Annotated in this window: 23 protein-coding genes; 9 read left to right on the top strand and 14 right to left on the bottom strand. The window is 60.5% G+C overall.

What is annotated here, in order from left to right; genetic code table 11:
- Positions 1 to 59: 59 nt before the first annotated feature.
- Positions 60 to 269, bottom strand: coding sequence for a cold-shock protein (locus C8K63_RS10910; RefSeq protein ID WP_002554837.1), 210 nt, complete (start codon positions 267 to 269; stop codon positions 60 to 62).
- 353 nt (positions 270 to 622) lie between these two features.
- Between C8K63_RS10910 and dcd the strand changes: the two genes are divergently transcribed.
- Positions 623 to 1,189 carry a dCTP deaminase gene (dcd, locus tag C8K63_RS10915; protein WP_085724551.1) on the top strand — a complete coding sequence of 189 codons (567 nt, stop codon included), beginning with the start codon at positions 623 to 625 and terminating at the stop codon, positions 1,187 to 1,189.
- 107 nt (positions 1,190 to 1,296) lie between these two features.
- Complete coding sequence (locus tag C8K63_RS10920) at positions 1,297 to 1,506, top strand: hypothetical protein (protein WP_108216703.1); 210 nt, start codon at positions 1,297 to 1,299, stop codon at positions 1,504 to 1,506.
- A 147-nt stretch (positions 1,507 to 1,653) separates the two neighbouring features.
- Here C8K63_RS10920 and C8K63_RS10925 read toward each other — a convergent pair whose 3' ends face one another.
- The 8 genes from C8K63_RS10925 to C8K63_RS10960 form a co-directional block, all read right to left on the bottom strand.
- Positions 1,654 to 2,418: an ABC transporter ATP-binding protein gene (locus C8K63_RS10925; RefSeq protein WP_108216704.1), complete on the bottom strand. Its 765-nt coding sequence runs from the start codon at positions 2,416 to 2,418 to the stop codon at positions 1,654 to 1,656.
- Positions 2,419 to 2,431: 13 nt separating this feature from the next.
- Positions 2,432 to 3,550 (bottom strand): succinylglutamate desuccinylase/aspartoacylase family protein, encoded by a 1,119-nt coding sequence (locus tag C8K63_RS10930; RefSeq protein WP_108216705.1) that lies wholly within the window; start codon positions 3,548 to 3,550, stop codon positions 2,432 to 2,434.
- A 27-nt stretch (positions 3,551 to 3,577) separates the two neighbouring features.
- Complete coding sequence (locus tag C8K63_RS10935; RefSeq protein ID WP_108216706.1) at positions 3,578 to 4,288, bottom strand: ABC transporter permease; 711 nt, start codon at positions 4,286 to 4,288, stop codon at positions 3,578 to 3,580.
- Positions 4,285 to 5,013, bottom strand: a complete 729-nt coding sequence (locus C8K63_RS10940; RefSeq protein WP_108216707.1) for an ABC transporter permease — start codon at positions 5,011 to 5,013, stop codon at positions 4,285 to 4,287. Before C8K63_RS10940 ends, C8K63_RS10935 begins: the two co-directional genes overlap by 4 nt.
- A 56-nt stretch (positions 5,014 to 5,069) precedes the next feature.
- Positions 5,070 to 5,852 carry a transporter substrate-binding domain-containing protein gene (locus C8K63_RS10945; RefSeq protein WP_007996874.1) on the bottom strand — a complete coding sequence of 261 codons (783 nt, stop codon included), beginning with the start codon at positions 5,850 to 5,852 and terminating at the stop codon, positions 5,070 to 5,072.
- Between the two features lie 225 nt (positions 5,853 to 6,077).
- A complete protein-coding gene (locus tag C8K63_RS10950; RefSeq protein ID WP_108216708.1) occupies positions 6,078 to 7,748 on the bottom strand; it encodes an ATP-dependent DNA ligase in 1,671 nt (556 codons plus the stop codon).
- Entirely contained in the window at positions 7,745 to 8,797 is a 1,053-nt protein-coding gene (locus C8K63_RS10955; protein WP_108216709.1) for a ligase-associated DNA damage response exonuclease, read from the bottom strand. The genes C8K63_RS10950 and C8K63_RS10955 overlap by 4 nt, the downstream gene beginning before the upstream one ends.
- Positions 8,798 to 8,953: 156 nt before the next feature.
- Positions 8,954 to 11,404, bottom strand: coding sequence for a penicillin acylase family protein (locus C8K63_RS10960; RefSeq protein WP_108216710.1), 2,451 nt, complete (start codon positions 11,402 to 11,404; stop codon positions 8,954 to 8,956).
- Positions 11,405 to 11,658: 254 nt separating this feature from the next.
- Here C8K63_RS10960 and C8K63_RS10965 point away from each other — a divergent pair, with 254 nt between their 5' ends.
- On the top strand, positions 11,659 to 12,216 hold the full coding sequence (locus C8K63_RS10965) for a cysteine hydrolase family protein (protein WP_108216711.1): 558 nt from the start codon (positions 11,659 to 11,661) through the stop codon (positions 12,214 to 12,216).
- Between the two features lie 162 nt (positions 12,217 to 12,378).
- Here the strand turns inward: C8K63_RS10965 and C8K63_RS10970 are convergent, their stop codons facing one another.
- The 4 genes from C8K63_RS10970 to C8K63_RS10985 form a co-directional block, all read right to left on the bottom strand.
- Positions 12,379 to 12,591, bottom strand: coding sequence for an SEC-C metal-binding domain-containing protein (locus C8K63_RS10970; RefSeq protein WP_108216712.1), 213 nt, complete (start codon positions 12,589 to 12,591; stop codon positions 12,379 to 12,381).
- Positions 12,588 to 13,082, bottom strand: a complete 495-nt coding sequence (locus C8K63_RS10975) for an LEA type 2 family protein (protein WP_108216713.1) — start codon at positions 13,080 to 13,082, stop codon at positions 12,588 to 12,590. The genes C8K63_RS10970 and C8K63_RS10975 overlap by 4 nt, the downstream gene beginning before the upstream one ends.
- An 88-nt stretch (positions 13,083 to 13,170) precedes the next feature.
- Positions 13,171 to 13,647 carry a YchJ family protein gene (locus tag C8K63_RS10980; protein ID WP_108216714.1) on the bottom strand — a complete coding sequence of 159 codons (477 nt, stop codon included), beginning with the start codon at positions 13,645 to 13,647 and terminating at the stop codon, positions 13,171 to 13,173.
- A gap of 4 nt (positions 13,648 to 13,651) precedes the next feature.
- A complete protein-coding gene (locus C8K63_RS10985; RefSeq protein ID WP_108216715.1) occupies positions 13,652 to 14,149 on the bottom strand; it encodes a DUF6231 family protein in 498 nt (165 codons plus the stop codon).
- Positions 14,150 to 14,338: 189 nt separating this feature from the next.
- Between C8K63_RS10985 and C8K63_RS10990 the strand changes: the two genes are divergently transcribed.
- From C8K63_RS10990 to C8K63_RS11005, 4 genes are all read left to right on the top strand, one after another.
- Complete coding sequence (locus C8K63_RS10990) at positions 14,339 to 15,034, top strand: OmpA family protein (RefSeq protein WP_108216716.1); 696 nt, start codon at positions 14,339 to 14,341, stop codon at positions 15,032 to 15,034.
- A gap of 90 nt (positions 15,035 to 15,124) precedes the next feature.
- Positions 15,125 to 15,835 (top strand): OmpA family protein, encoded by a 711-nt coding sequence (locus C8K63_RS10995; protein WP_108216717.1) that lies wholly within the window; start codon positions 15,125 to 15,127, stop codon positions 15,833 to 15,835.
- 148 nt (positions 15,836 to 15,983) lie between these two features.
- Positions 15,984 to 16,262 carry a DUF1145 domain-containing protein gene (locus tag C8K63_RS11000; RefSeq protein WP_108216718.1) on the top strand — a complete coding sequence of 93 codons (279 nt, stop codon included), beginning with the start codon at positions 15,984 to 15,986 and terminating at the stop codon, positions 16,260 to 16,262.
- Positions 16,255 to 17,013: a hypothetical protein gene (locus tag C8K63_RS11005; protein ID WP_108216719.1), complete on the top strand. Its 759-nt coding sequence runs from the start codon at positions 16,255 to 16,257 to the stop codon at positions 17,011 to 17,013. The genes C8K63_RS11000 and C8K63_RS11005 overlap by 8 nt, the downstream gene beginning before the upstream one ends.
- Positions 17,014 to 17,233: 220 nt before the next feature.
- Here the strand turns inward: C8K63_RS11005 and C8K63_RS11010 are convergent, their stop codons facing one another.
- A complete protein-coding gene (locus tag C8K63_RS11010) occupies positions 17,234 to 17,698 on the bottom strand; it encodes a CopD family protein (RefSeq protein ID WP_108216720.1) in 465 nt (154 codons plus the stop codon).
- A gap of 99 nt (positions 17,699 to 17,797) precedes the next feature.
- On the opposite strand from C8K63_RS11010, the gene dinG reads away from it, so the two are divergent.
- On the top strand, positions 17,798 to 19,942 hold the full coding sequence (gene dinG, locus C8K63_RS11015; protein WP_007992389.1) for an ATP-dependent DNA helicase DinG: 2,145 nt from the start codon (positions 17,798 to 17,800) through the stop codon (positions 19,940 to 19,942).
- A 95-nt stretch (positions 19,943 to 20,037) separates the two neighbouring features.
- A complete protein-coding gene (locus C8K63_RS11020) occupies positions 20,038 to 22,437 on the top strand; it encodes a beta-galactosidase (protein ID WP_108216721.1) in 2,400 nt (799 codons plus the stop codon).
- Positions 22,438 to 22,555: the final 118 nt, after the last annotated feature.

Below are 22,555 nucleotides of genomic sequence, written 5' to 3' on the forward strand. Positions count from 1 at the left end.
ACAGGCACAAAAAAGCCCCGCTGTTGAGGGCGGGGCTTTTTTACTAAAGCAAGTACAAGTTAGATAACTTGAACTTCTTCAGCTTGCATGCCTTTCTGACCGCGGGTAGCGATGAAAGAAACCTGTTGGCCTTCTTTCAGGCTTTTGAAGCCGTCGGATTGGATAGCTTTGAAGTGAACGAACAGGTCGTCACCGGATTGTGGAGTGATGAAGCCGAAGCCTTTTTCATCGTTGAACCACTTAACGGTACCGGTTTGGCGATTAGACATGGTGTAACTCCTTGAACAAAGATAACTGCGACTCAGGAAGAACCCTGGCCGAGACTGAGTGCAAAGAGCAGGAAAAATTCTTGTAGATGGTTGGATCGAAATTCAACATATCGTGTAGAGATTCTCAGTGACACAAGCAGCACAGTGGCGCCACCTTAACCCTTTTTCCGGGACGTGCCAATGCTTCTTGCGAAGGTTTCTCTGATTTAAGGATCGGCGGTGCGACGGTTCGTCGCCAGCACAGGTAATTCCTGCCTGTTCGGCGAGAATTGCACCGCGGACTTTGAACCCGGCGGCGCGCCCGGTAAGATGCCGGACAGAATTTTTCGACCTCGCTATTCAGGACACCCGCCATGAGCATCAAATCGGACAAGTGGATTCGCCGCATGGCGCAGGAACACGGCATGATCGAGCCTTTCGTCGAGCGCCAGATGCGCGGCAGCGACGATAGCCGTGTGATCTCCTATGGCGTGTCGAGCTACGGCTACGATGTGCGTTGCACCAGTCATTTCAAGGTGTTCACCAACATCAATTCGGCCATCGTCGATCCGAAAAACTTCGATGCCGGCAGCTTCGTCGACATCCACAGCGACGTGTGCATCATTCCGCCTAATTCCTTCGCCCTGGCCAGCACCGTCGAATACTTCCGCATTCCGCGTAATGTCTTGACCATTTGCCTGGGTAAAAGCACCTACGCGCGCTGCGGCATCATCGTCAACGTCACGCCGCTCGAGCCTGAGTGGGAAGGTCACGTGACCCTTGAGTTCTCCAATACCACCAATTTGCCGGCGAAAATCTACGCGAACGAAGGCGTGGCGCAGATGCTGTTCCTCGAATCTGACGAAGAATGTGAAGTGTCCTACAAGGACCGTGGCGGCAAGTACCAGGGGCAGCGTGGCGTGACCCTGCCTCGCACCTGAGTCAACCGTCCGACAAGTGCCGGGAATTCCTGAGCGGGCGTACACTCTATGGGGTGTACTGTTCCGATCCGCGCAAGGCGGGTCGGGTCATCGCCTAGGAGTGCCGAATGAAGATCGATCCGCGAATCAGTGCTGAACTGGCAAGGCTGGAACCCAATCAGGTTGGCGTTCTGGCCTGGTCCTTGTTGGCACATCCGCCCGTCAGCATGGCAGGGGGTATCCCCGGCCAGCCTGATCCTGATACCCCGAACGAACAGCCTAACGAACCGGGCGAGCCTACGCTGCCGGATGAGCCGCCGCCTGCGCCTATGGTCTGACAGTTCAGACACTACAGATCAAAAAATGTGGGAGCGACGGTGCGGCGATCCGACCTGCTCGCGAAATCGGTGTGTCAGACAACACAAATGTTGAATGTCAGACCGCATTCGCGAGCAGGCTCGCTCCCACAGTTTTTTTGTCAGGCGTTACTTCAGGTTGCCGCTGAGGAACTGCTTCAACCGCTCGCTTTTCGGATTGCCCAGCACGTTGTCTGGCGCGCCTTCTTCCTCAACCAGGCCCTTGTGCAGAAACAGCACTTGGCTCGACACTTTGCGGGCGAAGCTCATTTCGTGGGTCACCATGATCATGGTCCGGCCTTCCTCGGCCAGGCCCTGGATCACCTTCAGCACTTCACCCACCAGTTCCGGGTCCAGCGCCGAGGTCGGTTCGTCGAACAGCATGACTTCCGGCTCCATGGCCAGTGCGCGGGCAATCGCTACCCGTTGTTGCTGACCGCCGGACAGGAAGGCCGGGTATTGGTCCGCCACACGGGAGGCCAGCCCCACCTTGTCGAGGTAGCGCCGGGCGCGGTCCTCGGCTTCTTTCCGGTCACACCCCAGCACCCGGCGCGGGGCCATGGTGATGTTTTCCAGCACCGTCATGTGGCTCCACAGGTTGAAGTGCTGGAACACCATGGCCAGGCGGGTGCGAATGCGCTGCAGTTCATTGGCATCGGCCACGTGTATGCCGTGACGGTCCTTGATCATGCGGATGTTCTGCCCGTCGAGGCTCATGGCGCCGTCGTTGGGTTGTTCCAGGAAGTTGATGCAACGCAGAAAGGTGCTTTTGCCCGAGCCGCTGGCGCCGATCAGGCTGATGACGTCGCCGGTCCTGGCCTTGAGTGAAACACCTTTGAGGACTTCATGATCGCCATAACTCTTATGCAGGCCTTCGATGGTCAATTTGTACATGGGGCGTGCATCCTCAAGGCGAAAGTAGATAGCCGCTGCGATAGGCTTCGGTGCCTGCGACGTGGGCAATCACCATGCCGGCAGTGGCCATGCGGCGCAGCGAGCGGGCGTACATCAACCCGGCTGTGGCGCAATGAACGGGAGTGACCAGATCGTTGACGGGATCAATGATCTCGGCGATCAGTTGCCCGGCCTCAAGGTATTCCCCCGGCAATGCGGTGAACACCAGCAGCCCGCCCACCGGTGTGGCCACCGGCTCTACACCGGCCAGCGGTGTCGCCGGATAGGGCAGGTCGGGCAGGGGCGCGGGTTCGCCGGCGATCGCGCCGAAATGGATCAGATAGTCGATCAACGCCTGACAGTCGAGGCTCGCCAGCGGGTGATTGACGTCGCCCTGGCCGCGCAATTCGACGGTCACCGAAAAACTGCCTGGTGGAATGTCGAAGTGTTCGCCGAAGCGTTCCTTCAACTGCCACCAGAGCAGGGTGAAGCATTCGTCGAACGACTGGCCCCCGGAATCGGTCGCCAACAGGCTGGCCTCGGCACCGATGTAGCGGGCCAGTGGCTCGACCTGTGGCCAAGCCTCCGGCGTGGTGTACAGGTGTGCGACCGCTTCGAAATCACAATGCAGGTCGAGCACCATGTCGGCATCGCAGGCCAGCCGTTGCAGGGTCAGGCGCTGGGATTGCAGCTGGGTGCTGGCGGTTTGCCGGGCCAGCGCATTGCGCAGGCTGTTACGAATCAATTCGAGGTTGTGCTGCGGGTCGTTGCCGAGTTGGCCTTCGATCTCGTTGCCGACTTCTTCACTCAGGTCGACGAACCAGCGATTGAAGTTCTGCCCGGTTTCCAGCTCGAAGCGGCCCAGCGGCACGTCCATCAGTACTTGTTCCAGGCCAATCGGGTTGGCGACCGGGACCAGGACGATTTCGCTGCGCAAACGGCCAGCGGCTTCCAGCTCCGCCAGGCGTTGCTTGAGGTGCCAGGCCACCAGCATGCCGGGCATTTCGTCGGCGTGCAGGGAGGCCTGGATGTAGATCTTGCCGTTGGCGGGTTGTGGGCCGAAGTGAAAACTGTGGATCTGTCGTGCAGTCCCCGGTAGCGGGGCCAGCAGGTCATGAGTCTGGTGGCGCATGGATTTTTGTTTCCTGAAAACGGAGTCCTAGTGGGTCGGCCCGAGGAAGGCCAGCCATCGGCGTTCGGCAAGGCGGAACAGGCCGACCAGCGCAAAAGTGACGGTCAGGTAGATCAGCGCGGCGATACCGAACGACTGGAAGGTCAGGAAGGTCGCCGAGTTGGCGTCCCGCGCGACTTTCAGGATGTCCGGGATAGTCGCGGTGAAGGCCACGGTGGTCGAGTGCAGCATCAGGATCACTTCGTTGCTGTAATACGGCAACGAACGACGCAGGGCCGACGGCATGATCACATAGGCGTACAGTTTCCAGCCGGTCAGTCCGTAAGCCTTGGCCGCTTCCACTTCACCGTGGGCCATGCTGCGGATTGCCCCGGCGAAAATCTCGGTGGTGTAGGCGCAGGTGTTCAGGGCAAAGGCCAGGATGGTGCAGTTCATCGCATCGCGGAAGAAGCTGTCGAGCAGCGGTTGTGCGCGCACGGCGGCCAGGCTGTAGATCCCGGTGTAGCAGATCAGAAGCTGGATATACAGCGGCGTGCCACGGAACAGGTAGGTGTAGAACTGCACCGGCCAGCGAATGTAGAGGCGCGGTGAAACCCGGGCGATAGACAGCGGAATCGAGACGATGAAACCGAAGAATATCGATGCGCTGAGCAACCACATGGTCATGGCCAGACCGGTGATGTTGTTGCCGTCGCTGTAAAGGAAGGGTTTCCAGTATTCCTGCAGGAGTTCGATCATCGTACGGCCTCCCGGGTACCGGCGGAGTAACGACGTTCGAGCCAGCGCAGAATGAAGTTGGACGCGCTGGTGATCACCAGATAGATCAGCGCGGCAAGTACCAGGAAGTAAAACAGCTGATAGCTGCTTTTGCCGGCGTCCTGGGCAGCCTTGACCAGATCGGCCAGGCCGATGATCGACACCAGGGCGGTGGCCTTGAGCATTACCATCCAGTTGTTACCGATACCTGGCAGGGCATAACGCATCATCTGTGGGAACACCACGATCCAGAAACGCTGGCCGCGCTTGAGGCCATAAGCGGTAGCCGCTTCGACCTGGCCCCGCGGAACCGCGAGAATCGCGCCACGGAAGGTTTCGGTGAAATACGCACCGTAGATGAAGCCCAGGGTAATGACCCCGGCGCTGAACGGGTTGATTTCGATGTATTCCCATTCCATGAAATCGGTAAACGAGGTCAGCCAGGTTTGCAGGCTGTAGAAAATCAGCAGCATCAGGACCAGGTCCGGAACGCCGCGAATAAGTGTGGTGTAAAGCTGGGCAGGCACGCGCATCAGTTTGACTTTTGACAACTTGGCACTGGCGCCAAGCAGCCCGAGCAACACGGCTACCAACAGCGATAACGCCGACAATTTGATCGTCATCCAGGTGCCTTGCATCAGCAGCGGACCGAAGCCCTTGAGGCTGAAGGCAGAGAGCCCCAGATTTTCCAGTAGGTTTTCAAACATAAATCAGCAGCCTGATCGGATGAAAAAAGCGCCCATCCAGAGATGGGCGCCGGGCATTATTTGCCGCTGTACAGATTCAGATCGCCAAAGTGTTTCTTCTGAATGGTGGCGTAGGTGCCATCATCGTGTAACGCTTTGATACCTTTATCCAAAAGTGCTTTCAGCTCGGTGTTACCTTTCTTAATACCGACCGCTGTTTTGGCCGGCAGCAGTTCATTGTCGACCGGCTTGCTGACTTCGTAGTCGGCACCCTGTGGCGACTTCAGGAAGCCCAGTTCGGCTTGCAGCATGTCCTGGATCCCTGCATCGAGACGACCGGAAGTCAAGTCAGCGTAGACCTGATCCTGGTTGGCGTAGGCCTGGGTTTTTACGCCGGCCTTGTCCAGAATGGCTTTGGCATAGGCTTCCTGAATGGTGCCTTGTTCGTAGCCGACGGTTTTGCCCTTGAGGGACGCGACGTCTGCGGTCACGCCGGAACCTTTCTTGGACACGTAAGCGGTTGGGCCGGAAAACAGCTCGCTGGAGAAGTCGATGACTTTTTCACGGGCCGGGGTTACGGTCATCGACGAGATCACACCGTCGAATTTATTGGCTTTGAGACCGGGAATCATGCCATCGAAGTCACTTTCGACCCACTTGCACTTGACCTTCAGTTCGGCGCAGATCGCGTTCCCCAGATCGATGTCGAAGCCTACCAGGCTGCCGTCGGCCGCTTTTGACTCGAACGGTGCGTAAGAAGGGTCAACGCCGAAACGCAGTTCTTTGTACTCCTTCGCCATGGCGGAGCCAGCGGCCATGCACAACGCCAGTGCAGAAAGGGTCAGCAATGCTTTTTTCATTATTCAATCCCTAAAACCAATATGAGCGCTTGTGGCGCAGAATTATTGTTACTGGAAAGCGTAAGACCTGTTGAAAGTAGCAATTTCCGAACCAGAGTGCCGAACAAGCGTTTTAAAAGGTGTCTGGAAATAGCCGGAGACAGATTTATGCACGAAAACGGGCGCAGGGAAATGGCCGCACCCGTTCGACTCAAAAAGAAAAAATTTTGAGGATAAAAAGAAGGCTCAGCCGAGCAGATTTTGCAGGGTCGTCAAACTGTCGGCTTCGTCGACCGACTTGTCCTTGCGCCAGCGCAAGATGCGCGGAAAACGCACGGCAATGCCACTTTCGTGACGGTGGGAGAGGGCGATCCCCTCGAAACCCAATTCAAACACCAGGCTCGGCTGGACGCTGCTCACTGGGCCGATTTTTTCCACCGTGGTCTTGCGCACGATGCTGTCGACCTGGCGGATTTCGTCATCGCTCAACCCTGAATGCGCTTTGGCGAACGGCACCAGGGAACGTTCGCTGGCGTCTGGCGGGCCGTCCCACACGGCGAACGTGTAATCGCTGTAGAGGCTGGCCCGGCGTCCTTGCCCCCGTTGCGCATGGATCAGCACGGCGTCAACGCTGAAAGGGTCGACTTTCCATTTCCACCACGCACCCAGGTCCTTGGTCCGGCCGACGCCGTACAGGGCATCGCGTGGCTTGAGCATCAGGCCTTCGACACCGAGGGCGCGGGATGTCTCGCGCTGGCGGGCGAGGTCGAGCCACGTGTCGCCGGTCACCAATGGCGAGAGGCGCAACCGCGGATTGGCACAGTCACTGGTCACCCGTTCCAGTTGCGCGCGTCGCTCGGCCTGACGCCGGTTGCGCCAGTCTTCACCCTGCCATTCGAGCAAATCGAAGGCGATTAACACGACTGGCACTTCTTCGAGGATTTTCCGGTCCAGGGTTTTGCGAACGATGCGTTGTTGCAGGAGGGCGAAAGGTTGCGCCGCGGGTTGAAACACCTTGTCGATGGCGGTTGCTGCAGATTTCCAGGCGACGATCTCGCCGTCGATCACCGTTCCGTCGGGAAGGCTCAGAAATAAGCTGTCCAGTTCAGGGAAGCGTTCGGTCACCAGCCCTTCACCCCGCGACCAGATCCACAGTCGCCCTTCGCGCTTGATCACCTGGGCGCGGATACCATCCCATTTCCATTCCGCTTGCCAGTGCTGGGCAGGGCCGAGCAGGGCTTCGAATTGCTCCACGGGTGGCGACAAGACGTGGGCGAGGAAAAACGGGTAGGGCTGGCCACCACGCTGGGCGCGTTCATCCCGGGATTCGGCGGCGATCAATTTTAAGTAGCGGGTGGCACTGGGGCGATGGGTCTGGTCGGTGTAACCCACCATGCGCTGGGCCACACGTTTGCAGTCCAGGTGAGCCATGGCTGCCAGGGCACGGGTCACCAATAACCTGGACACCACGACGCGCAAGCTGCCGGTGATCAGTTTGATGCAGACCATCAGGCTCGGACCGTCCAGTTGCGTCCACAGCGCCGGTAATCGTCGAGCGAGGGACTGCTCTGTTTCGCCGCGCAGTGGCAGCAATTTGTCCTCGATCCACGCGGCCAGCCCGTCGGTCGAATGATGCGACGCTTGCGGTACAACCAGCGAAATGGTTTCCGCGAGATCACCGACTGCCTGGTAACTCTCTTCGAACAGCCATTGCGGCAAACCGGAAAACGCCACGGCCAATTCGCGCAGGACCCGTACCGGCACCAATTGCCGGGGGCGTCCCCCTGACAGAAAGTACAACGCCCAGGCAGCATCTTCCGGCCTGGCCTGGGCGAAGTAGTTTTGCAATGCCGCCAGTCTGGCGTTGTTCGAGGTGCACGTGTCCAGTTCGGTATACAGTTCGGCGAACGCCTTCATGGCAGCATCTCGGCAGGCTCGGCAGGCTCGGCAGGCTCGGCTTCGGCGATGACCACATCCTCTTCGTGATCACCGTATTGGGTATTGAACGCCATGGCCTCGAGCCCCTGCTCGCGCAGATGGCGTACCAGTGCGCCGGCCGATCCATCGGTCACCATGATCCGCTCAGCGCCAGTCTGTTCGATGGCCCAGAGCAGGCCGGGCCAGTCGGCGTGGTCGGACAGCACGAAGCCACGGTCCACACCGCGCTGCCGACGCATGCCACGCAAGCGCATCCAGCCACTGGCGAAGCCATCGCTGTAATCGCCGAAGCGACGCATCCAGCTGCTGTTCGCCGTTGAAGGGGGGGCGAGCACCAGCGCCTTGCGCATCAGCGGGTCGCTCTTTTTTACGTCGGCGGCATGAGTCGTGGGCGGCAGATAAACCCCCGCTTCGCGGTAGATCTCGTTGATGGATTCGACGGCGCCATGCACCAGAATGGGACCGAGTCGTGCGTCGATGCCATGGAGAATGCGCTGGGCCTTGCCGAGGGAATAACAGAACAGCACGCTGGCTTTTTCGACAGCCGCATTGGCCTGCCACCATTGATCGATCTCGGCAAACACCTGTGCCTGGGGTTGCCAGCGGTAGATCGGCAGGCCAAAGGTCGAGCCGGTGATGAAGGTGTCGCAGCGTACCGGTTCAAACGGCGCGCAAGTGCCGTCGGGCTCGATCTTGTAGTCCCCGGATGCGACCCAGACTTGTGCGCCGTATTCCAGGCGTACTTGCGCCGAGCCGAGCACATGGCCGGCGGGATGAAAACTGAGGCGCACGCCTCGATGCAGCAGGCGCTCGCCATAGCGCAGGGTCTGCAGGTTGATGTTCTGGCCCAGTCGCGTGCGCAGGATGGCCTCGCCGGGCGCTGCCGCCAGGTAATGCTGATTGCCGGCGCGGGCATGATCGTCGTGGGCGTGGGTGATCACGGCGCGTTCGACCGGCCGCCACGGGTCGATGTAGAAGTCGCCGGCGGGGCAGTACAAACCTTCGGGGCGCGAGATAACAAGGTCCATTTCGTTACCGGAGTGGAGGGGCTTGTCAGCTATGAGGTTGGCGTGTGGCGAGAAGTTCTATTTGTTTTTGGGGGGATTAATAACATCCCCTGTGGGAGATTCTATGGTTGAGGGAAAGCCCTCAACCATAGAATCTCCCACAGATAGGGGGCGTGGTTATTTGCCGGGCGTCAGCGTCAACCGTGCCTTGCCATAGGCGTTGTCGAAGTTCTGCGGCTGCATCGGCAGGCTCATGTACTGGCCCTTGAGCCACGGTTCGATGCCGTTGAGGTAGTTAGGGCTGACCGGGTTGCCGGATTGGCCGGTGCCGTTTTGCGCCATCAGCGGTTCGGACTGGCCGAAGTCGACGATAAACCGCATGGCTGGCGCCAGCGTAGTGTTGAAGTCCTGGCCCCAGGCGAAGGCGGCGGTATTGAGCGTGGTGTGATCGCCACCGGCCGGCAGCGGTCCGCGTACGGTCTGGCCGCTGCTGTTCTTCCATTCATAGCGGTGCAGTTTGCCCCACTGCCAGGCCTTGTGATCACTGCCCAATTGGCTGTCGCCTGCGCTGATCGCCGCGGCGAGGCTGCGAGCGAGGATCACCGGTTTGTCTTCTTTCTGCGCGGTGCGCACGTCATCCCAGAACGGGCTGTCTTCACGCCCGAGCAAGTGATCGGCCTGGGCCGCGTAGGAAAGCTTGCCGTTGGCGACAAAGGCCTTCCATGCCGGGCTGCTTTCCGGGCCCAGTTCATCGAGGAAGATCTGCCGGGTGCTTTCCTGCAGGAACAGTTCGTAGATTGCCGCATCGGTGGAGGTCGGGCCGAGCTTGCCGTCGAACGCCATCAGGCGGCTGTAGGCCTCGTGTGCCTTGGCACGATCTGCCGCCGGCAAGGCGTCCATGGCTTGTTTGAGCGGCTGGGTCATGCCCGGCGCTTCAAACATTTTCTTCAGCTTGGCAGCGAAGGTAGTGGTCTGGTCGTATTGCATGGCGATCAGGCTGCGGCTGTCGTGTTTGCCTGCGCCGGCCAGTTCGGCCAGGCGCTCGCCGCGCTCCGGAGCGGCCCAGGAATTTGACAGCTGCATGCCGTAGCCATGGGGAATGACCCGCTGGTTGGCGGTGCCGAGCCAGCCCTGGGCAGGGTCCTGATCGTACGGGTGCAGCATCGGGTCGGCGTAACCGTCCCAATCGTATCGACCTTCCCAGCCCGGCGAGGGCAACAGGCCTTCGCCTTCGCGGCGGTTCGGGTAACGACCGGTGACTTGCCAGCCGATGTGGCTTGCGTCGGCAAACACCAGGTTCAGCGCGATGGCGCGGATTTCTCGGCTGGCATCCGAGGCTTTCTCGACGCTCTGGGCGCGGGACAGGTCAAAGAACGCGTCCAGGGTCTTGTCATCGGTGAAGTTCGGTGCCTGCAAGGCCAGGCCGAAACCATTGGCCAGCGTGGTGCCCTGGGCGCTATTGAGCAGCGGGCCATGGCGGGTTTCGTACACCGCTTCGCGAATCGACCGCTGGCCTTTGACGAAATAGGTTTCGTTGCGCACGATCGCCGGCTGCCACTTCCCGGCGTTTTCGTAGGTGAGCCCGTTGCCCTGGCGTTTGATCTTCTCCAGGAACAGGTCCTGGTTGTCACCCGTCACGGACGTCACGCTCCACGCTACCTTGCCGTTGAAACCACCGAGCACCATTGGCAGACCGGCGATGGTCACGCCGGATGCCTGATATTTCGGCGCGCGAATCTGCACGTAACTGAACAGCGAAGGCACGCCCAGCGGGCCGTGACTGTCACTGGCCAGCAGGCTCTTGCCGCTGCGGCTGCGTTGCGGGGCGATGGCCCAGTTGTTCGACGAGGTGGCGCCGAGCAGGTTCAGGTCCGACAGTTGCCCGGTGGCCTTGCCGAGTTCGGCCAGCCCCGGCACTTGCCCGTTGAGTTTGATGCCTTGCAGTTTTTCGCTTTCGCCGACCGGCAGTTTTTCGTCGGGAGCTGACGGCGTCAGCCACGCCAGTTTGTCGGTGGTGACGGTCTGGGCCAGTACCAGTGTGGAAATTTCTTCCGGCAGGTTGGTCGACTGGCTGAAGTTCAACAGGCAGAAAATCAGCGCCGAATCTTCCGGTTGCCAGTATTCAGGCTGGTACCCGGAGGCCGCGAGGTCCGCCGGCAGTTTGTCGCGGTAGCGGAAAAGGTAGGCGTTGACGCCGCGCGCATAGACCTCGAAGAAGCGCTTGAGACGCGGCGAAGAGGCCTTGTACAACTCGCCAGCACTTTTCTTCAGGTTGACCGCCCGCATGTAACGGTCGGCATCCAGCAGGTCGGCGCCGTGCATCTCGGCCAAACGGCCCTGGGCCAGCAGGCGCAGGGTGACCATCTGCGTGATGCGGTCGCTGGCATGCACGTAGCCGAGGGTGAAGAGCGCGTCGTGGAAGCTGTTGCTTTCGATCAGCGGCATGCCCATGGCATTGCGGCGCACCGAAACGTTCTGCGCCAGGCCCTTGAGCGGTTGCACGCCGGAGGTCGGCGGGAGGGTGTCCTGGGCGTTGAAGTTCTGACAACCGGTCAGGCTCAAGGCACCGGCCACTGCTGCGGCAACGCCGAACCGGGGTAGAAAATGAGTAAGGGCTGGCGAGGCCATGGCAAAGCTCCTGCGGGGGTGGTGGCGCAATAAAGGCGCTACGTTAGTGAGCAGGTGATGGCCGCGCAAGCGGGGTAAGAGGTTATTTCAGGATTTGTCAAAGATCGCAGCCTTCGGCAGCTCCTGTAGAGATACGCCGATCTCGCGCAGGAGCTGCCGAAGGCTGCGATCTTTTGACACTCAACAGTGGCTTGCCAGCCGTAACTGGTGGTATTGAAGTGCGACACGCTCGACAATCCTGGAGAAAAGCCGGCATGGAGCTCAAGACAAACGCGGCACTGATCATCATTGATCAACAAAAAGGCATCCTGCATCCCAGACTCGGCCGCCGGAATAATCCTCAGGCTGAAGCGCGCATGCTGGAATTGCTCGACCATTGGCGGCGCACGGTTCGGCCGGTGATCCATGTGCAGCACCTGTCCCGCTCGGAGGACTCAGTGTTCTGGCCGCAGCAGTCGGGGGTGGAGTTTCAGGAGCGGTTTCAGCCCATGGCCGGTGAACGCTTGATCCAGAAACAGGTGCCTGATGCGTTTTGTTCGACGGGGCTGGAGACTGAGTTGCGCGAGGCGGGGATCGGGCAATTGATCATCGTGGGTGTCGCGACCCACAACTCGGTGGAATCCACGGCGCGTAGCGCAGGCAACCTGGGTTTTGATACCTGGGTGGCCGAGGATGCGTGCTTTACCTTCGACAAGGCTGACTTTTTCGGCCATGTCCATAGCGCCGAAGAGGTGCATGCGATGTCGCTGGGGAATTTGCAGGGGGAGTATGCGACGGTGGTCAGCACCGCATGTGTATTAAAGGCGGACTGAAAAACCTGTAGGAGCAGCCGGTCGACGCTCGATTGCTCGCGATGGTGTGTCAGCTACACAGATGTCGACTGACAGTCCATCGCGTGCAAGGGAACTGCATCCACAGCACAGGTCTGCTCGCGAAGGCGATTCAACAGGCGAAGCAAGCCTTCGCCCGAAGCATCAAGCGCCGTGGCACTTCTTGAATTTCTTGCCGTTGCCGCATGGGCACGGATCGTTGCGGCCGACGTCTTTCAGGGCATTGCGCGCCGGTTCCTGGTGAGCGTGGCCGCAGTTCGGACCGTGGACATGGCCGTGGTCGTGATCATGGTGGTGATGGTCATGATCATGATCGTGGTTGCAGTCAGGGCCGTGGACGTGGGGTTGCTGGGTCATCGGTGTTGCTCCGGAATTAAATCGGCGGCGATTATCACGCCATTGCGCGCCAGGTGCACGTAGTGGGCGATGAATATACCGGTTTCCAGTTCACCATCCAGACGATAGGGAATGGGTTGATCGGATTTTTTCAGCAGTTTGGCCAGATCACGGACCTTGGACCACAGGTTGGTGCGGATCGGCACCTTGAAGTAAGCGCTGTGCCTGGGGCCGATGGTGAACCAGTGTTCGTACTCGCCGTCGGCCAGCAGTATGTCACCCAGGTGAACGCGATACTCCAGACTGCGCACCGTCAGGTCGCTGTCGTTGGGGTTGTCGATGCGAAAGTGCAGGAGGAATTTCTGTTCCAGCAGTTTGGCGCTGACCACCTCGATCTTCACCAGATGGACCTCGGGGTCCGGCAAGTCGTCGTCGAACCACGATGTACAGCCGCCGAGTCCGAGTGTCAGGAACAACATCAGCAGATAGAGTGCGCCGTGGCGGATGATCATCGTGGTGTTTCTCCCTTGAGCCCCGGTCCAGACCCAAAAGATCGCAGCCTTCGGCAGCTCCTGCGGGGGTGAACAGACATTCCATGTCCTAACTGCTGAAATAGCCTGCGCAACACTTCTTGAACTTCTGCCCACTCGCGCATGGGCAGGTGTCATTGCGTCCGGGCTTGAGCGGCACGGTGGGGTCGATGAAATACCAGCGCCCGGTGTTTTGCACAAATGACGAACGCTCGCGGTGGCTGTGCTCGCCATTACTGTCGTGCCAGCGTGCAGTGAAGGTCACGAAAGCGTGTTCAGGCTGGCCGCCCAGCACTTCGGAGCTTTCCACCTCAAGGCCCAGCCACGTACTTTGCGCGCTCCAGTCGCTGATCGATTGACGGTCCAGGCCGGCCTGTTGGGCGGGCAGGGTGGTGGCCACCAGATAGTCGACCAACCCCAGCACGTAGGCGCTGTAGCGCGAGCGCATCAAGGCTTCGGCGCACGGCGCCGGGTGCCCGGCATGGTAGTGACCGCAGCAGGCGTCGAGCAGGGTGCCGCTGCCGCAAGGGCAAATGGGTGTACTCATTGCATTACCACCAGTATTTCCCGAAGTTTTCCGGATTGGCCCAGAAGCGCGAATTGAGCCAGTCAGGGACTTGTTTGTATTCAAGCAGATCGTAGGTGAACAGGGTCAAGACCTGTTCGTCCCGTTGAAAGCGTTCGCTGGCTTGCAGGGCCAGGGAGAAAAAGTCGGTTTCCTGCCAACCACACGCTGACAGATCCGCCAACACGGCGATGCGGCTGGCGTTGAGGTTGCGAATGCCGCCCAGCAGATTCAGGCCGTTGCGCTTGGGCAAATGCTCCAGGCAATCGACCACCAGGGCCAGGTCGAATCGGCGGGCCGCCAACTCGTCGGGCAACGGCCCGGGGGCAGCGAAAGCGACGCTGCTGTCCGGGTGAGCGAGCTTGAAAGCCTCCAGCGCCGGGAACTCGCTGGCGCCGATCAACAACAGGCGCGCGGGGGCATATCGGTCAAGCAAAGCGGCCAGTGCCTGCTGCGGCGTGCGTGAAGAAATACCTGCAATCATCGAAGATCCTCAATCAGATCTGCCAAGACTAGCCTGACCGAACGTTCGGGCCTAGAGCGGCCGGGCGACAAAAGCATCAACCTGTCGTTAATACACGAATAAACAGCATGGCCTATTGCTGGCGGAGATTAAAACTCGGGTCTTTACTACCTGAATCGGTTTTAAGCCGATCCCTCAGGAGAAAACTAGATGAGCATAGTACGGACAGCATTACCCTTGGTTCTGCTAACCAGTGTCTTGACTGGTTGCGCAGGTTTGCAGAAAACCGACTGGCCGACCTGTGCGGCGGTCGGTGGTGTCGTGGGTGCGGGCCTCGGTGCGACCGAAAGCTCGGCATGGGCAGGGTATGGTGCTCTGCTCGTCGGCGGTACGGCGGCGGCTTATTGCTGGGTTCATGGTGATGGCGACGAAGACGGCGATGGTGTGCCAGACAGTCGCGACAAGTGCCCAGGCACGCCAAAAGGCGTTAAGGTCGATGCCAACGGTTGCCCACCACCTGCACCTGCACCTGTGGTCGAAGAAGTGGCTGTAGTCCAGGAAGAAACCATCGTCATCCGCGATGTTCACTTCCAGTTTAATAAAGCCACGCTTACCTCGTCCGATAAACAGGTACTCGACAAGATTGCCACTCGCTTGAAAGCCGAGGCCCCTACTGCTCAACTGACCGTAACCGGCCATACCGACAGCGTGGGCAGTGACACCTATAACCAGAAACTGTCGGATAAACGCGCCCACTCGGTGGTTGAATACCTCATCGGGCAAGGCGTACCTCGCAGCAACTTCGTGTCGGTTGTCGGTGCCGGTGAAAGCCAGCCAGTTGCGGACAACAAAACCGCTGACGGCCGTGCACAGAACCGTCGTACCGAAATCAAAATCCAGCGTTAAGCCCCCCCGGGTCCGCGCCTTGTGCAGTCGCGGATGCGGGTCTTTACTCCTGTGTGACCGGTATTGGCCGGTGACACAGGAGCTTTCAACATGATCGTTCTCACAAGGACCGTCTTGCCGGTTCTGCTACTTGGCAGCCTCTTGACCGGTTGCGCCACCCACAGCGATGGCACTGCCCCCCTCAATCAACGTACCTGGCCAATTTGCAGCGTGATCGGCGGCCTGGTCGGTGGTGGCCTGGGCGCAATCGAGAGTGGCGCTTGGGCCGCGGGTGGGGCGGCGCTGGGTATCTTGTCTGGCGGCTTGATCTGCTATGCCCAGGATGGCGACGAAGACGGCGACGGCGTTTTCGACCGACGTGACCGTTGCGCTGATACTCCCGCCAATACCCCGGTCGACCATCGCGGTTGCCCGGCGCCGCAGTACCCGGACAGCGTCCAGGCCGAGCCTGCGCAATCCGAAGTCATCACCCTGAGCGATGACGTACTGTTTGCCTTCAATCAATCCGACCTGACCCCGACGGCGAAGAGTCAACTGGACGCGTTGATGAGCAAGTTCGAGGATGCCGATGTGGTCAGCATCAAAGTGGTCGGCCATACCGACAGCGTCGGTTCGGATGCCTATAACCAGACCTTGTCGGAGCGACGTGCCAGCAGCGTGGCGGAATACTTGTTAAGCCAGGGTGTGGCGCCGAACAAAGTCACCAGCGAAGGCAACGGCGCGAGCCAACCGATTGCCGACAACAAAACAGAAGAAGGCCGTGCGAAAAACCGTCGCGTGGATCTGCATATAAACCGCTGAGCCATGAGATAGAGCCGTCGGGCGACATTTGTGAGCGGTGCGACGGCCGTTCGGCGGCCTGCATGAAGATTTTTCCGTTGCCCTCTGGCTTATCCCGCGTGGAAGCCGTTACTGTTCGCGCAAACAATAATTCTCATTGGGGGCGCGTATGAAAGTCTTATGGGGACTGGGGCGGTTACTGACCTTGCTGTTCTGGTCAGTAGTGCTGGTCAATCTGCTCACACCGTTCGTCTTTCCGCTGCACCCGTTGGTCAATCTGGCCGGCGGCCTGTTGGGGTTCATCCATCTTCTGGAAGCGTTGCTGTGCTATCGCAGCCTCCGGGGTCGCGCCCATCCCTGGCTTGACCGTCTGAAGATCGTCATTTTCGGCGTATTCCATCTGCAAACCATTCCAGCCCCCACCGCTTCGAAGGCTTCCCATGCGTAAACTCTGTCTGCTCGCCGCACTCATCAGCCCATTGGCCAGCGCGCAGGTGGTGAGTGTCGAACCCAACTCGCTGATGCGCTTGCCCAACACCGCCAGCACTCTGCAACTGGAACGCCTGGAAGTGGCCGATTACGGCACCTTGCTGATTCCCTCGAACGTGACCGAAGTCACCGTGGGTGAATTGCATCTGGGGCGTGAAGCGCGCATTGCCATCGTGCCGGGGGAGCAGGCGCTGGCCCTGAAGGTCCGTCGCGCTGATTTGTCCGAAGGCAGTCAGATCACCGCCCGTGGCGCACCCGGAACCTATCAGAAGGCCGCCCGATCCGGACGCAATCTTGATTTGCAGATCAAGGCCCTGAACGCACCGCAATTGATCGTTGATGCTCGTGGTGGTGCGGGCGCACCGGGGTTTATTGGTCTCGATGGGGCCAACGGCGAGGAACCGGGCTGCACCTGGGGTCAAGCCGGTCGCGGTGCCGATGGCAGTGACGGCAGCAACGGCCAGCCAGGGGCTCCGGGGGCTCTGGTTAAACTGGCAGTGCCGCACGACTACCCGACAGACCGGATCAAGGTTCAGGTGGCCGGCGGTGCCGGTGGCCTGGCCGGCCCGGGCGGCAAGCCGGGCGCGGGTGGCAAGGCCAAGGGCTGCCTGATTTACAAGGCCGATGGCGGCAAGAGCGGTAAACCTGGCACCGATGGACAGCCGGGAGCTGAAGGTGCGGCGGGTTCGGTGACGGTGCAGCGGTTGTAAATCTCGCCAGGAAGTATGTGGCAATTGATTTCCAGTGGCGAGGGAGCTTGTCGGGTCGCCGCACCGTCCCGTTCGACTGCGAAGCAGTCGTAAAAACGGTCACCACTTATTTTCTGAAAAAACGTGGTCGCCAGTTTTAGGGTCGCTTCGCAACCCAGCGGGACGATGCGGCGCTCCGACAAGCTCCCTCGCCACAACCACCTCTCAGGCCAGAGTTACTTCAAAACATCGGCCGAGCCGCCGCTATCGCCACCACCGCCAACCCCACTAACAAATTGATACCCACCAAGCGGCGAATCCGTCCAAGTACACTGGCCCCCGCGGGCCAGTCCTGCCCGGTCACGGCGGTGCGCAGTTCCGGCAGCATCAGCGCCTGAATGCGGATAAACAGCGCCGTCATCACCACATACAAACCCATCATCACCTGTACATAGCGCGGTGCGGTTTCAAAACCGTTGAAGTGCAAATTCAGCATGCCCACGCCGCTGACCGGCAACAGCACCACCGCCACCCAGACCCAGCGGAAAAAACCTTGAAACACTTCTACCCACAGCTTCAGCCGGGCAGGGCCCTCCAGCGCCGTGATCGCCGCGGGGCGCAGGACCATCCAGGCGAAAAACATGCCGCCGACCCAGACCAGGGCCGCCAGTACATGCAGGCTATAGATGAGGCTAAAAGGTGTCATTGGGTTACTCCGTTCTGCGCGGTATTCATTAGCGGGGTATGATAGCGACCAAACCGAACCACTGAAAATTTATCCAGCGTTTTTTGCGCCCGACAATCCATGATCAGCACCGAACTCAAAACCACGATCCAGGGCGCCTACTCGCGTTTTCTCGAAGCCAAGAGCCTCAAGCCGCGTTATGGCCAACGCCTGATGATCGCCGAAGTCGCCAAGGTCCTGGGTGACATCGACACCGACGACGAAGGCCGGCGCAGTGGCGACCCCGCGATTGTCGCGGTGGAAGCCGGCACCGGTACCGGCAAGACCGTGGCCTACAGCCTGGCGGCGATTCCCACGGCGAAGGCCGCCGGCAAGCGCCTGGTGATCGCCACGGCCACCGTGGCCCTGCAAGAGCAGATCGTCTACAAGGACTTGCCCGACCTGATGCGCAACAGCGGGCTGAACTTCAGCTTCGCCCTGGCCAAGGGGCGCGGGCGCTACATGTGCCTGTCCAAGCTCGACATGTTGCTTCAGGAAGGCCACGCGCAGACCGCCACGGCGCAGTTGTTCGAAGAAGAAGGTTTCAAGATCGAGGTCGACGAGGCCAGCCAGAAGCTGTTCACCAGCATGATCGAGAAGCTCGCCGGCAATAAATGGGACGGTGACCGCGACAGTTGGTCAACCGCCCTGGAAGACGCCGACTGGGCGCGCTTGACCACCGACCACAGCCAGTGCACCAACCGTCATTGCCCGAACTTCGGCCAGTGCGCCTTCTACAAGGCCCGCGAAGGCATGGGCAAGGTTGACGTGATCGTCACCAACCACGACATGGTTCTGGCCGACCTGGCCCTGGGCGGCGGCGCGGTGCTGCCTGACCCGCGCGACACCATCTACGTGTTCGACGAAGGCCATCACCTGCCGGACAAGGCCATCGGCCACTTCGCCCATTACACGCGCCTGCGCTCCACCGCCGACTGGCTGGAAACCACCGCCAAGAACCTCACCAAACTGTTGGCCCAGCACCCGTTGCCGGGCGACTTGGGCAAGTTGATCGAGCAGGTGCCGGAGCTGGCGCGGGAGATCAAGACCCAGCAGCAGTTCATGTTCACCGCCTGCGAGCAGATTGCCGATTTCAAACCCGGCGAAGACGTTGAAGGCCGCGAGCGCCCGCGTCACCGATTCGTCGGCGGTGTGATTCCCGAGCACATGCGCGAGATGGGCATTGAACTGAAGAAAGGCTTCGCGCGCCTGACGGACCTGTTCACCCGCCTGACCGAACTGCTCAAGGAAGGCATGGACGGCGAGGTCAACATTGGCATCGCCAGCAACCAGGCCGAAGAGTGGTATCCGCTGTTCGGCAGCCTGCTGTCGCGTTCTTCCGGCAACTGGGAGCTGTGGACCGCCTTCACCGTCGAAGACCCGGAAGACAACCCGCCCATGGCGCGCTGGCTGACTCTGGCCGAGAGCGGTTCGCTGTTCGATATCGAGGTCAACGCAAGTCCCATCCTCGCGGCGGAAATGCTCCGGCGCAATTTGTGGAATGTGGCGTATGGCTGTCTGGTCACCTCGGCGACCTTGACCGCACTCGGCACCTTCGACCGCTTCCGCATGCGCGCCGGCCTGCCGAAAAAAGCCGTGACGGCGGTGGTGCCAAGCCCGTTCCATCATGCCGACGCCGGTGTGTTGCGGGTGCCGAACCTGAACGCCGACCCCCGTGATGCAGCAGCGCATACCGCCGCGATCATTCGTGATCTGCCTGAATTGGTCGAAGGCTCGCGGGGCACGCTGGTGCTGTTTTCCTCGCGTAAACAGATGCAGGACGTGTTCGATGGCCTGGACCGCGACTGGCGCAAGCAAGTGTTCATCCAGGGCAACCTGTCGAAACAGGAAACCCTCAACAAGCACAAGGCGCGAGTCGATGGCGGCGACTCCAGCGTGCTGTTCGGCCTGGCGAGCTTCGCCGAAGGGGTCGACTTGCCCGGTGCCTATTGCGAGCACGTGGTCATTGCCAAGATTCCTTTCTCGGTACCCGATGATCCGGTCGAAGCGGCGCTGGCCGAGTGGATCGAAGCCCGGGGCGGCAATCCGTTCATGGAAATCTCCGTGCCGGACGCCTCGCTAAAACTGGTCCAGGCCTGTGGTCGCTTGCTGCGCACCGAAGAAGACCGCGGCACCATCACCTTGCTCGACCGGCGCCTGGTGACCCAGCGCTATGGCAAAGCCATCCTCAACGCGTTGCCGCCGTTCCGTCGAGAAATTTCCTGAAACACCGGTGGGCGGTTTTGCCCACCGCGTTGTCTATCTCTCTGCCATCGCTTTTCCACTGGCCCATCCGGGTCGTTAGGGAGATTTTCGTTCTCATGATTTGCCGTTCGCTGCGCCGTTCGTTACCTGCCGTTTTTGCCCTGCTGTTCGCAACACCTCTGCTGGCCGCTCCCGCCAGCCCGCAGACGCTGTTCAACTTTGTACGCCCCGCCGACGTGGTCCAGGTGGCGACTCAGGACGCCAGCCTGCCGCAATCCAACGGCGAGCAAACCCCCGAGGGCGAAGTGCTGCGCCGGGTGACGTTCAACCCGGCCGCCCGGCCGACATTGCGCCTGACCCCGCAAACCGGCGCTTGGGACTGGTCGCAGTCGGGCGTCATGAGTCTGCGGATCCAGAGCGCGATGAACTGGGCCCTGACCCTGTACGTGACCATCCAGAGCAACGACGGCAAGACGCTGGTCAGCCGCGTCGATTTGCCGGCGGGGCCTGCGCAAACCCTGTTGGTGCCTTTGCAAGCGACTTCACCACTGAGCCAGGGCATGAAGGCTGGCCCACCGATGCCTGTGACTGTCGAGGGGCAGCGTGTGTTGCTGGCCAGTAGCGCCGGTGACCTGGATCGCAGCCAAGTGGTGTCGGTGAGCTTGTCGATGGACCAGCCGAAGGTCGCGCAAAGCATCCTGCTGGAACGCTTTGGTGTGCAGGACGGCGAGTCGGTCACCCAAGCCGTGTATGGCGGATTGGTGGATGCATACGGCCAGTCGACCCGGGCTAAATGGCCGGAAAAAATCAGCAGCGACGAACAACTCAAGGGCGCTGCCGGCAAAGAGCAGCAGCAACTGAAAACCTGGCTGGCCGAGCGCGAAAAGTCCTCCCTGGACAAATTCGGTGGTTTGACCAAAGGCCCGTCCTTCAAGGCCAGCGGTTTTTTCCGCACAGAGAAGCATGACGGTCGCTGGTATCTGGTGACGCCTGAAGGCCACCCGTTCTATTCCCTCGGGGTCAATACCGTGGCTCCGGATGTCAACCAGACCTATGTTGCCGGTCGCGAGTGGATGTTCGAATCCCTGCCCAAGACCGACGAGGCGCTGGCCAACCACTATGGCGATGGCGACAACCGTAGCGGCAACGGGTCCGATCAAGGACGCGGCTATAATGCCGGACGCTGGTACGACTTCTACGCTGCCAACCTGCAGCGTCTGTATGGTGATCCTTGCGCGTTGGGCAGCGAAACCAAGGCCGGCGTCGCCGAAGCGAGGGTAGCGAAAGTGGCAGAGCCGAAATCTGTCGAACCGTGCAAGGCGCTGTTCGACGAGCAACGCTGGGCCAGTCACACTCTTGATCGCTTGCAGGCCTGGGGCTTCAACACCATTGGCAACTGGAGTGCTCCGGTACTGGGCAACGCTGATCGCGTGCCGTACACCTTGCCGCTGTCGATCGTCGGCGACTACGCCAGCATCAGCACCGGTACCGACTGGTGGGGCGGCATGCCCGACCCGTTCGACCCGCGTTTCGCCATGGCCACCGAACGTGCCGTGGCCATCGCCGCCCGCGACCATCGTGACGATCCGTGGCTGATCGGTTACTACGCGGACAATGAACTGGCCTGGGCCGGTCCCGGCGATGACCCGAAAGCCCGTTATGCCCTGGCGTACGGCACCTTGAAAATGACCACCGACGTGCCGGCCAAGCGCGCGTTCCTCAAGCAACTGCGCGACAAGTACCGTAATCAGGCTGGCTTGTCGAAGGCCTGGGGCATTGATCTGCCGGCCTGGGAGCTGATGGAAGACCCGGGGTTCGTACCGCCACTGCCAAGCGCCGAGCACCCGGAAATCGAAGCTGACTTCAAATACTTCCAGAAGGTCCTTGCCGACACTTATTTCAAGACCCTCTCCGACTCCCTCAAGTGGCACGCGCCGAACCAGCTGCTGCTCGGCGGCCGTTTCGCCATCAGCACGCCGGAGGCCGTGGAGTCCTGCGCCCAGTATTGCGACGTGTTGAGTTTCAACATGTATACCTTGCAACCTCAGGATGGTTACGACTTCGCCAAACTGCGCAGTCTCGACAAACCCGTGCTGATCACCGAGTTCAATTTTGGCTCGACCGATCGTGGCCCGTTCTGGGGCGGCGTCACGCCGTTGGCGAAGGAGGAGGACCGCGGCGCGGCGTATGCCAACTTCCTCAAGCAGGCCTTGAGCGAGCCGTCGATTGTTGGTGTGCATTGGTTTCAGTACCTCGATCAACCGGTCACCGGGCGCCTGCTTGACGGTGAAAACGGTCACTTCGGGTTGGTGGGCATTACTGATCTGCCGTTCCAGGGCTTTGTCGACAGCGTGCGCAAGAGCAACCTGACGACGGTCGAGCAATTGGGCAAGGAGGCCGAGAAGTCTGCGGCCGCCGCCGACAAAGCCAGTCACGACGCCGAGGGCGGCCGCAAGGCCGAGGCCGGCAAGGGGCCGGGGAAGGGCGCTGGCGGGCATTCCGGCAAAGGTCACTAAGACCCGAAACCCTGTGGCGAGGGGGCTTGCCCCCGTTGGGTTGCGTAGCAACCCTAAAATCTCGGCAACGGCTGAATAATTTGGGAGCGCTGCGCGCTCCAACGGGGGCAAGCCCCCT

Origin of the sequence: Pseudomonas sp. GV085, from assembly GCF_003050925.1 — a bacterium.
GTDB lineage: Bacteria > Pseudomonadota > Gammaproteobacteria > Pseudomonadales > Pseudomonadaceae > Aquipseudomonas.

Excerpts from the sequence above, each read along its gene's own strand:
- C8K63_RS10930 (WP_108216705.1), bottom strand. The coding sequence starts at position 3,550 with ATGCGCCACCAGACTCATGACCTGCTGGCCCCGCTACCGGGGACTGCA.
- C8K63_RS10925 (WP_108216704.1), bottom strand. The coding sequence starts at position 2,418 with ATGTACAAATTGACCATCGAAGGCCTGCATAAGAGTTATGGCGATCAT.
- C8K63_RS11005 (WP_108216719.1), top strand. The coding sequence starts at position 16,255 with ATGCGTAAACTCTGTCTGCTCGCCGCACTCATCAGCCCATTGGCCAGC.
- C8K63_RS10940 (WP_108216707.1), bottom strand. The coding sequence starts at position 5,013 with ATGTTTGAAAACCTACTGGAAAATCTGGGGCTCTCTGCCTTCAGCCTC.
- C8K63_RS10955 (WP_108216709.1), bottom strand. The coding sequence starts at position 8,797 with ATGGACCTTGTTATCTCGCGCCCCGAAGGTTTGTACTGCCCCGCCGGC.
- C8K63_RS10985 (WP_108216715.1), bottom strand. The coding sequence starts at position 14,149 with ATGATTGCAGGTATTTCTTCACGCACGCCGCAGCAGGCACTGGCCGCT.
- C8K63_RS11020 (WP_108216721.1), top strand. The coding sequence starts at position 20,038 with ATGATTTGCCGTTCGCTGCGCCGTTCGTTACCTGCCGTTTTTGCCCTG.
- C8K63_RS10995 (WP_108216717.1), top strand. The coding sequence starts at position 15,125 with ATGATCGTTCTCACAAGGACCGTCTTGCCGGTTCTGCTACTTGGCAGC.
- C8K63_RS11010 (WP_108216720.1), bottom strand. The coding sequence starts at position 17,698 with ATGACACCTTTTAGCCTCATCTATAGCCTGCATGTACTGGCGGCCCTG.
- C8K63_RS10910 (WP_002554837.1), bottom strand. The coding sequence starts at position 269 with ATGTCTAATCGCCAAACCGGTACCGTTAAGTGGTTCAACGATGAAAAA.
- dinG (WP_007992389.1), top strand. The coding sequence starts at position 17,798 with ATGATCAGCACCGAACTCAAAACCACGATCCAGGGCGCCTACTCGCGT.
- dcd (WP_085724551.1), top strand. The coding sequence starts at position 623 with ATGAGCATCAAATCGGACAAGTGGATTCGCCGCATGGCGCAGGAACAC.
- C8K63_RS10975 (WP_108216713.1), bottom strand. The coding sequence starts at position 13,082 with ATGATCATCCGCCACGGCGCACTCTATCTGCTGATGTTGTTCCTGACA.
- C8K63_RS10990 (WP_108216716.1), top strand. The coding sequence starts at position 14,339 with ATGAGCATAGTACGGACAGCATTACCCTTGGTTCTGCTAACCAGTGTC.
- C8K63_RS10980 (WP_108216714.1), bottom strand. The coding sequence starts at position 13,647 with ATGAGTACACCCATTTGCCCTTGCGGCAGCGGCACCCTGCTCGACGCC.
- C8K63_RS10960 (WP_108216710.1), bottom strand. The coding sequence starts at position 11,404 with ATGGCCTCGCCAGCCCTTACTCATTTTCTACCCCGGTTCGGCGTTGCC.
- C8K63_RS10935 (WP_108216706.1), bottom strand. The coding sequence starts at position 4,288 with ATGATCGAACTCCTGCAGGAATACTGGAAACCCTTCCTTTACAGCGAC.
- C8K63_RS10950 (WP_108216708.1), bottom strand. The coding sequence starts at position 7,748 with ATGAAGGCGTTCGCCGAACTGTATACCGAACTGGACACGTGCACCTCG.
- C8K63_RS11000 (WP_108216718.1), top strand. The coding sequence starts at position 15,984 with ATGAAAGTCTTATGGGGACTGGGGCGGTTACTGACCTTGCTGTTCTGG.
- C8K63_RS10945 (WP_007996874.1), bottom strand. The coding sequence starts at position 5,852 with ATGAAAAAAGCATTGCTGACCCTTTCTGCACTGGCGTTGTGCATGGCC.
- C8K63_RS10965 (WP_108216711.1), top strand. The coding sequence starts at position 11,659 with ATGGAGCTCAAGACAAACGCGGCACTGATCATCATTGATCAACAAAAA.
- C8K63_RS10970 (WP_108216712.1), bottom strand. The coding sequence starts at position 12,591 with ATGACCCAGCAACCCCACGTCCACGGCCCTGACTGCAACCACGATCAT.
- C8K63_RS10920 (WP_108216703.1), top strand. The coding sequence starts at position 1,297 with ATGAAGATCGATCCGCGAATCAGTGCTGAACTGGCAAGGCTGGAACCC.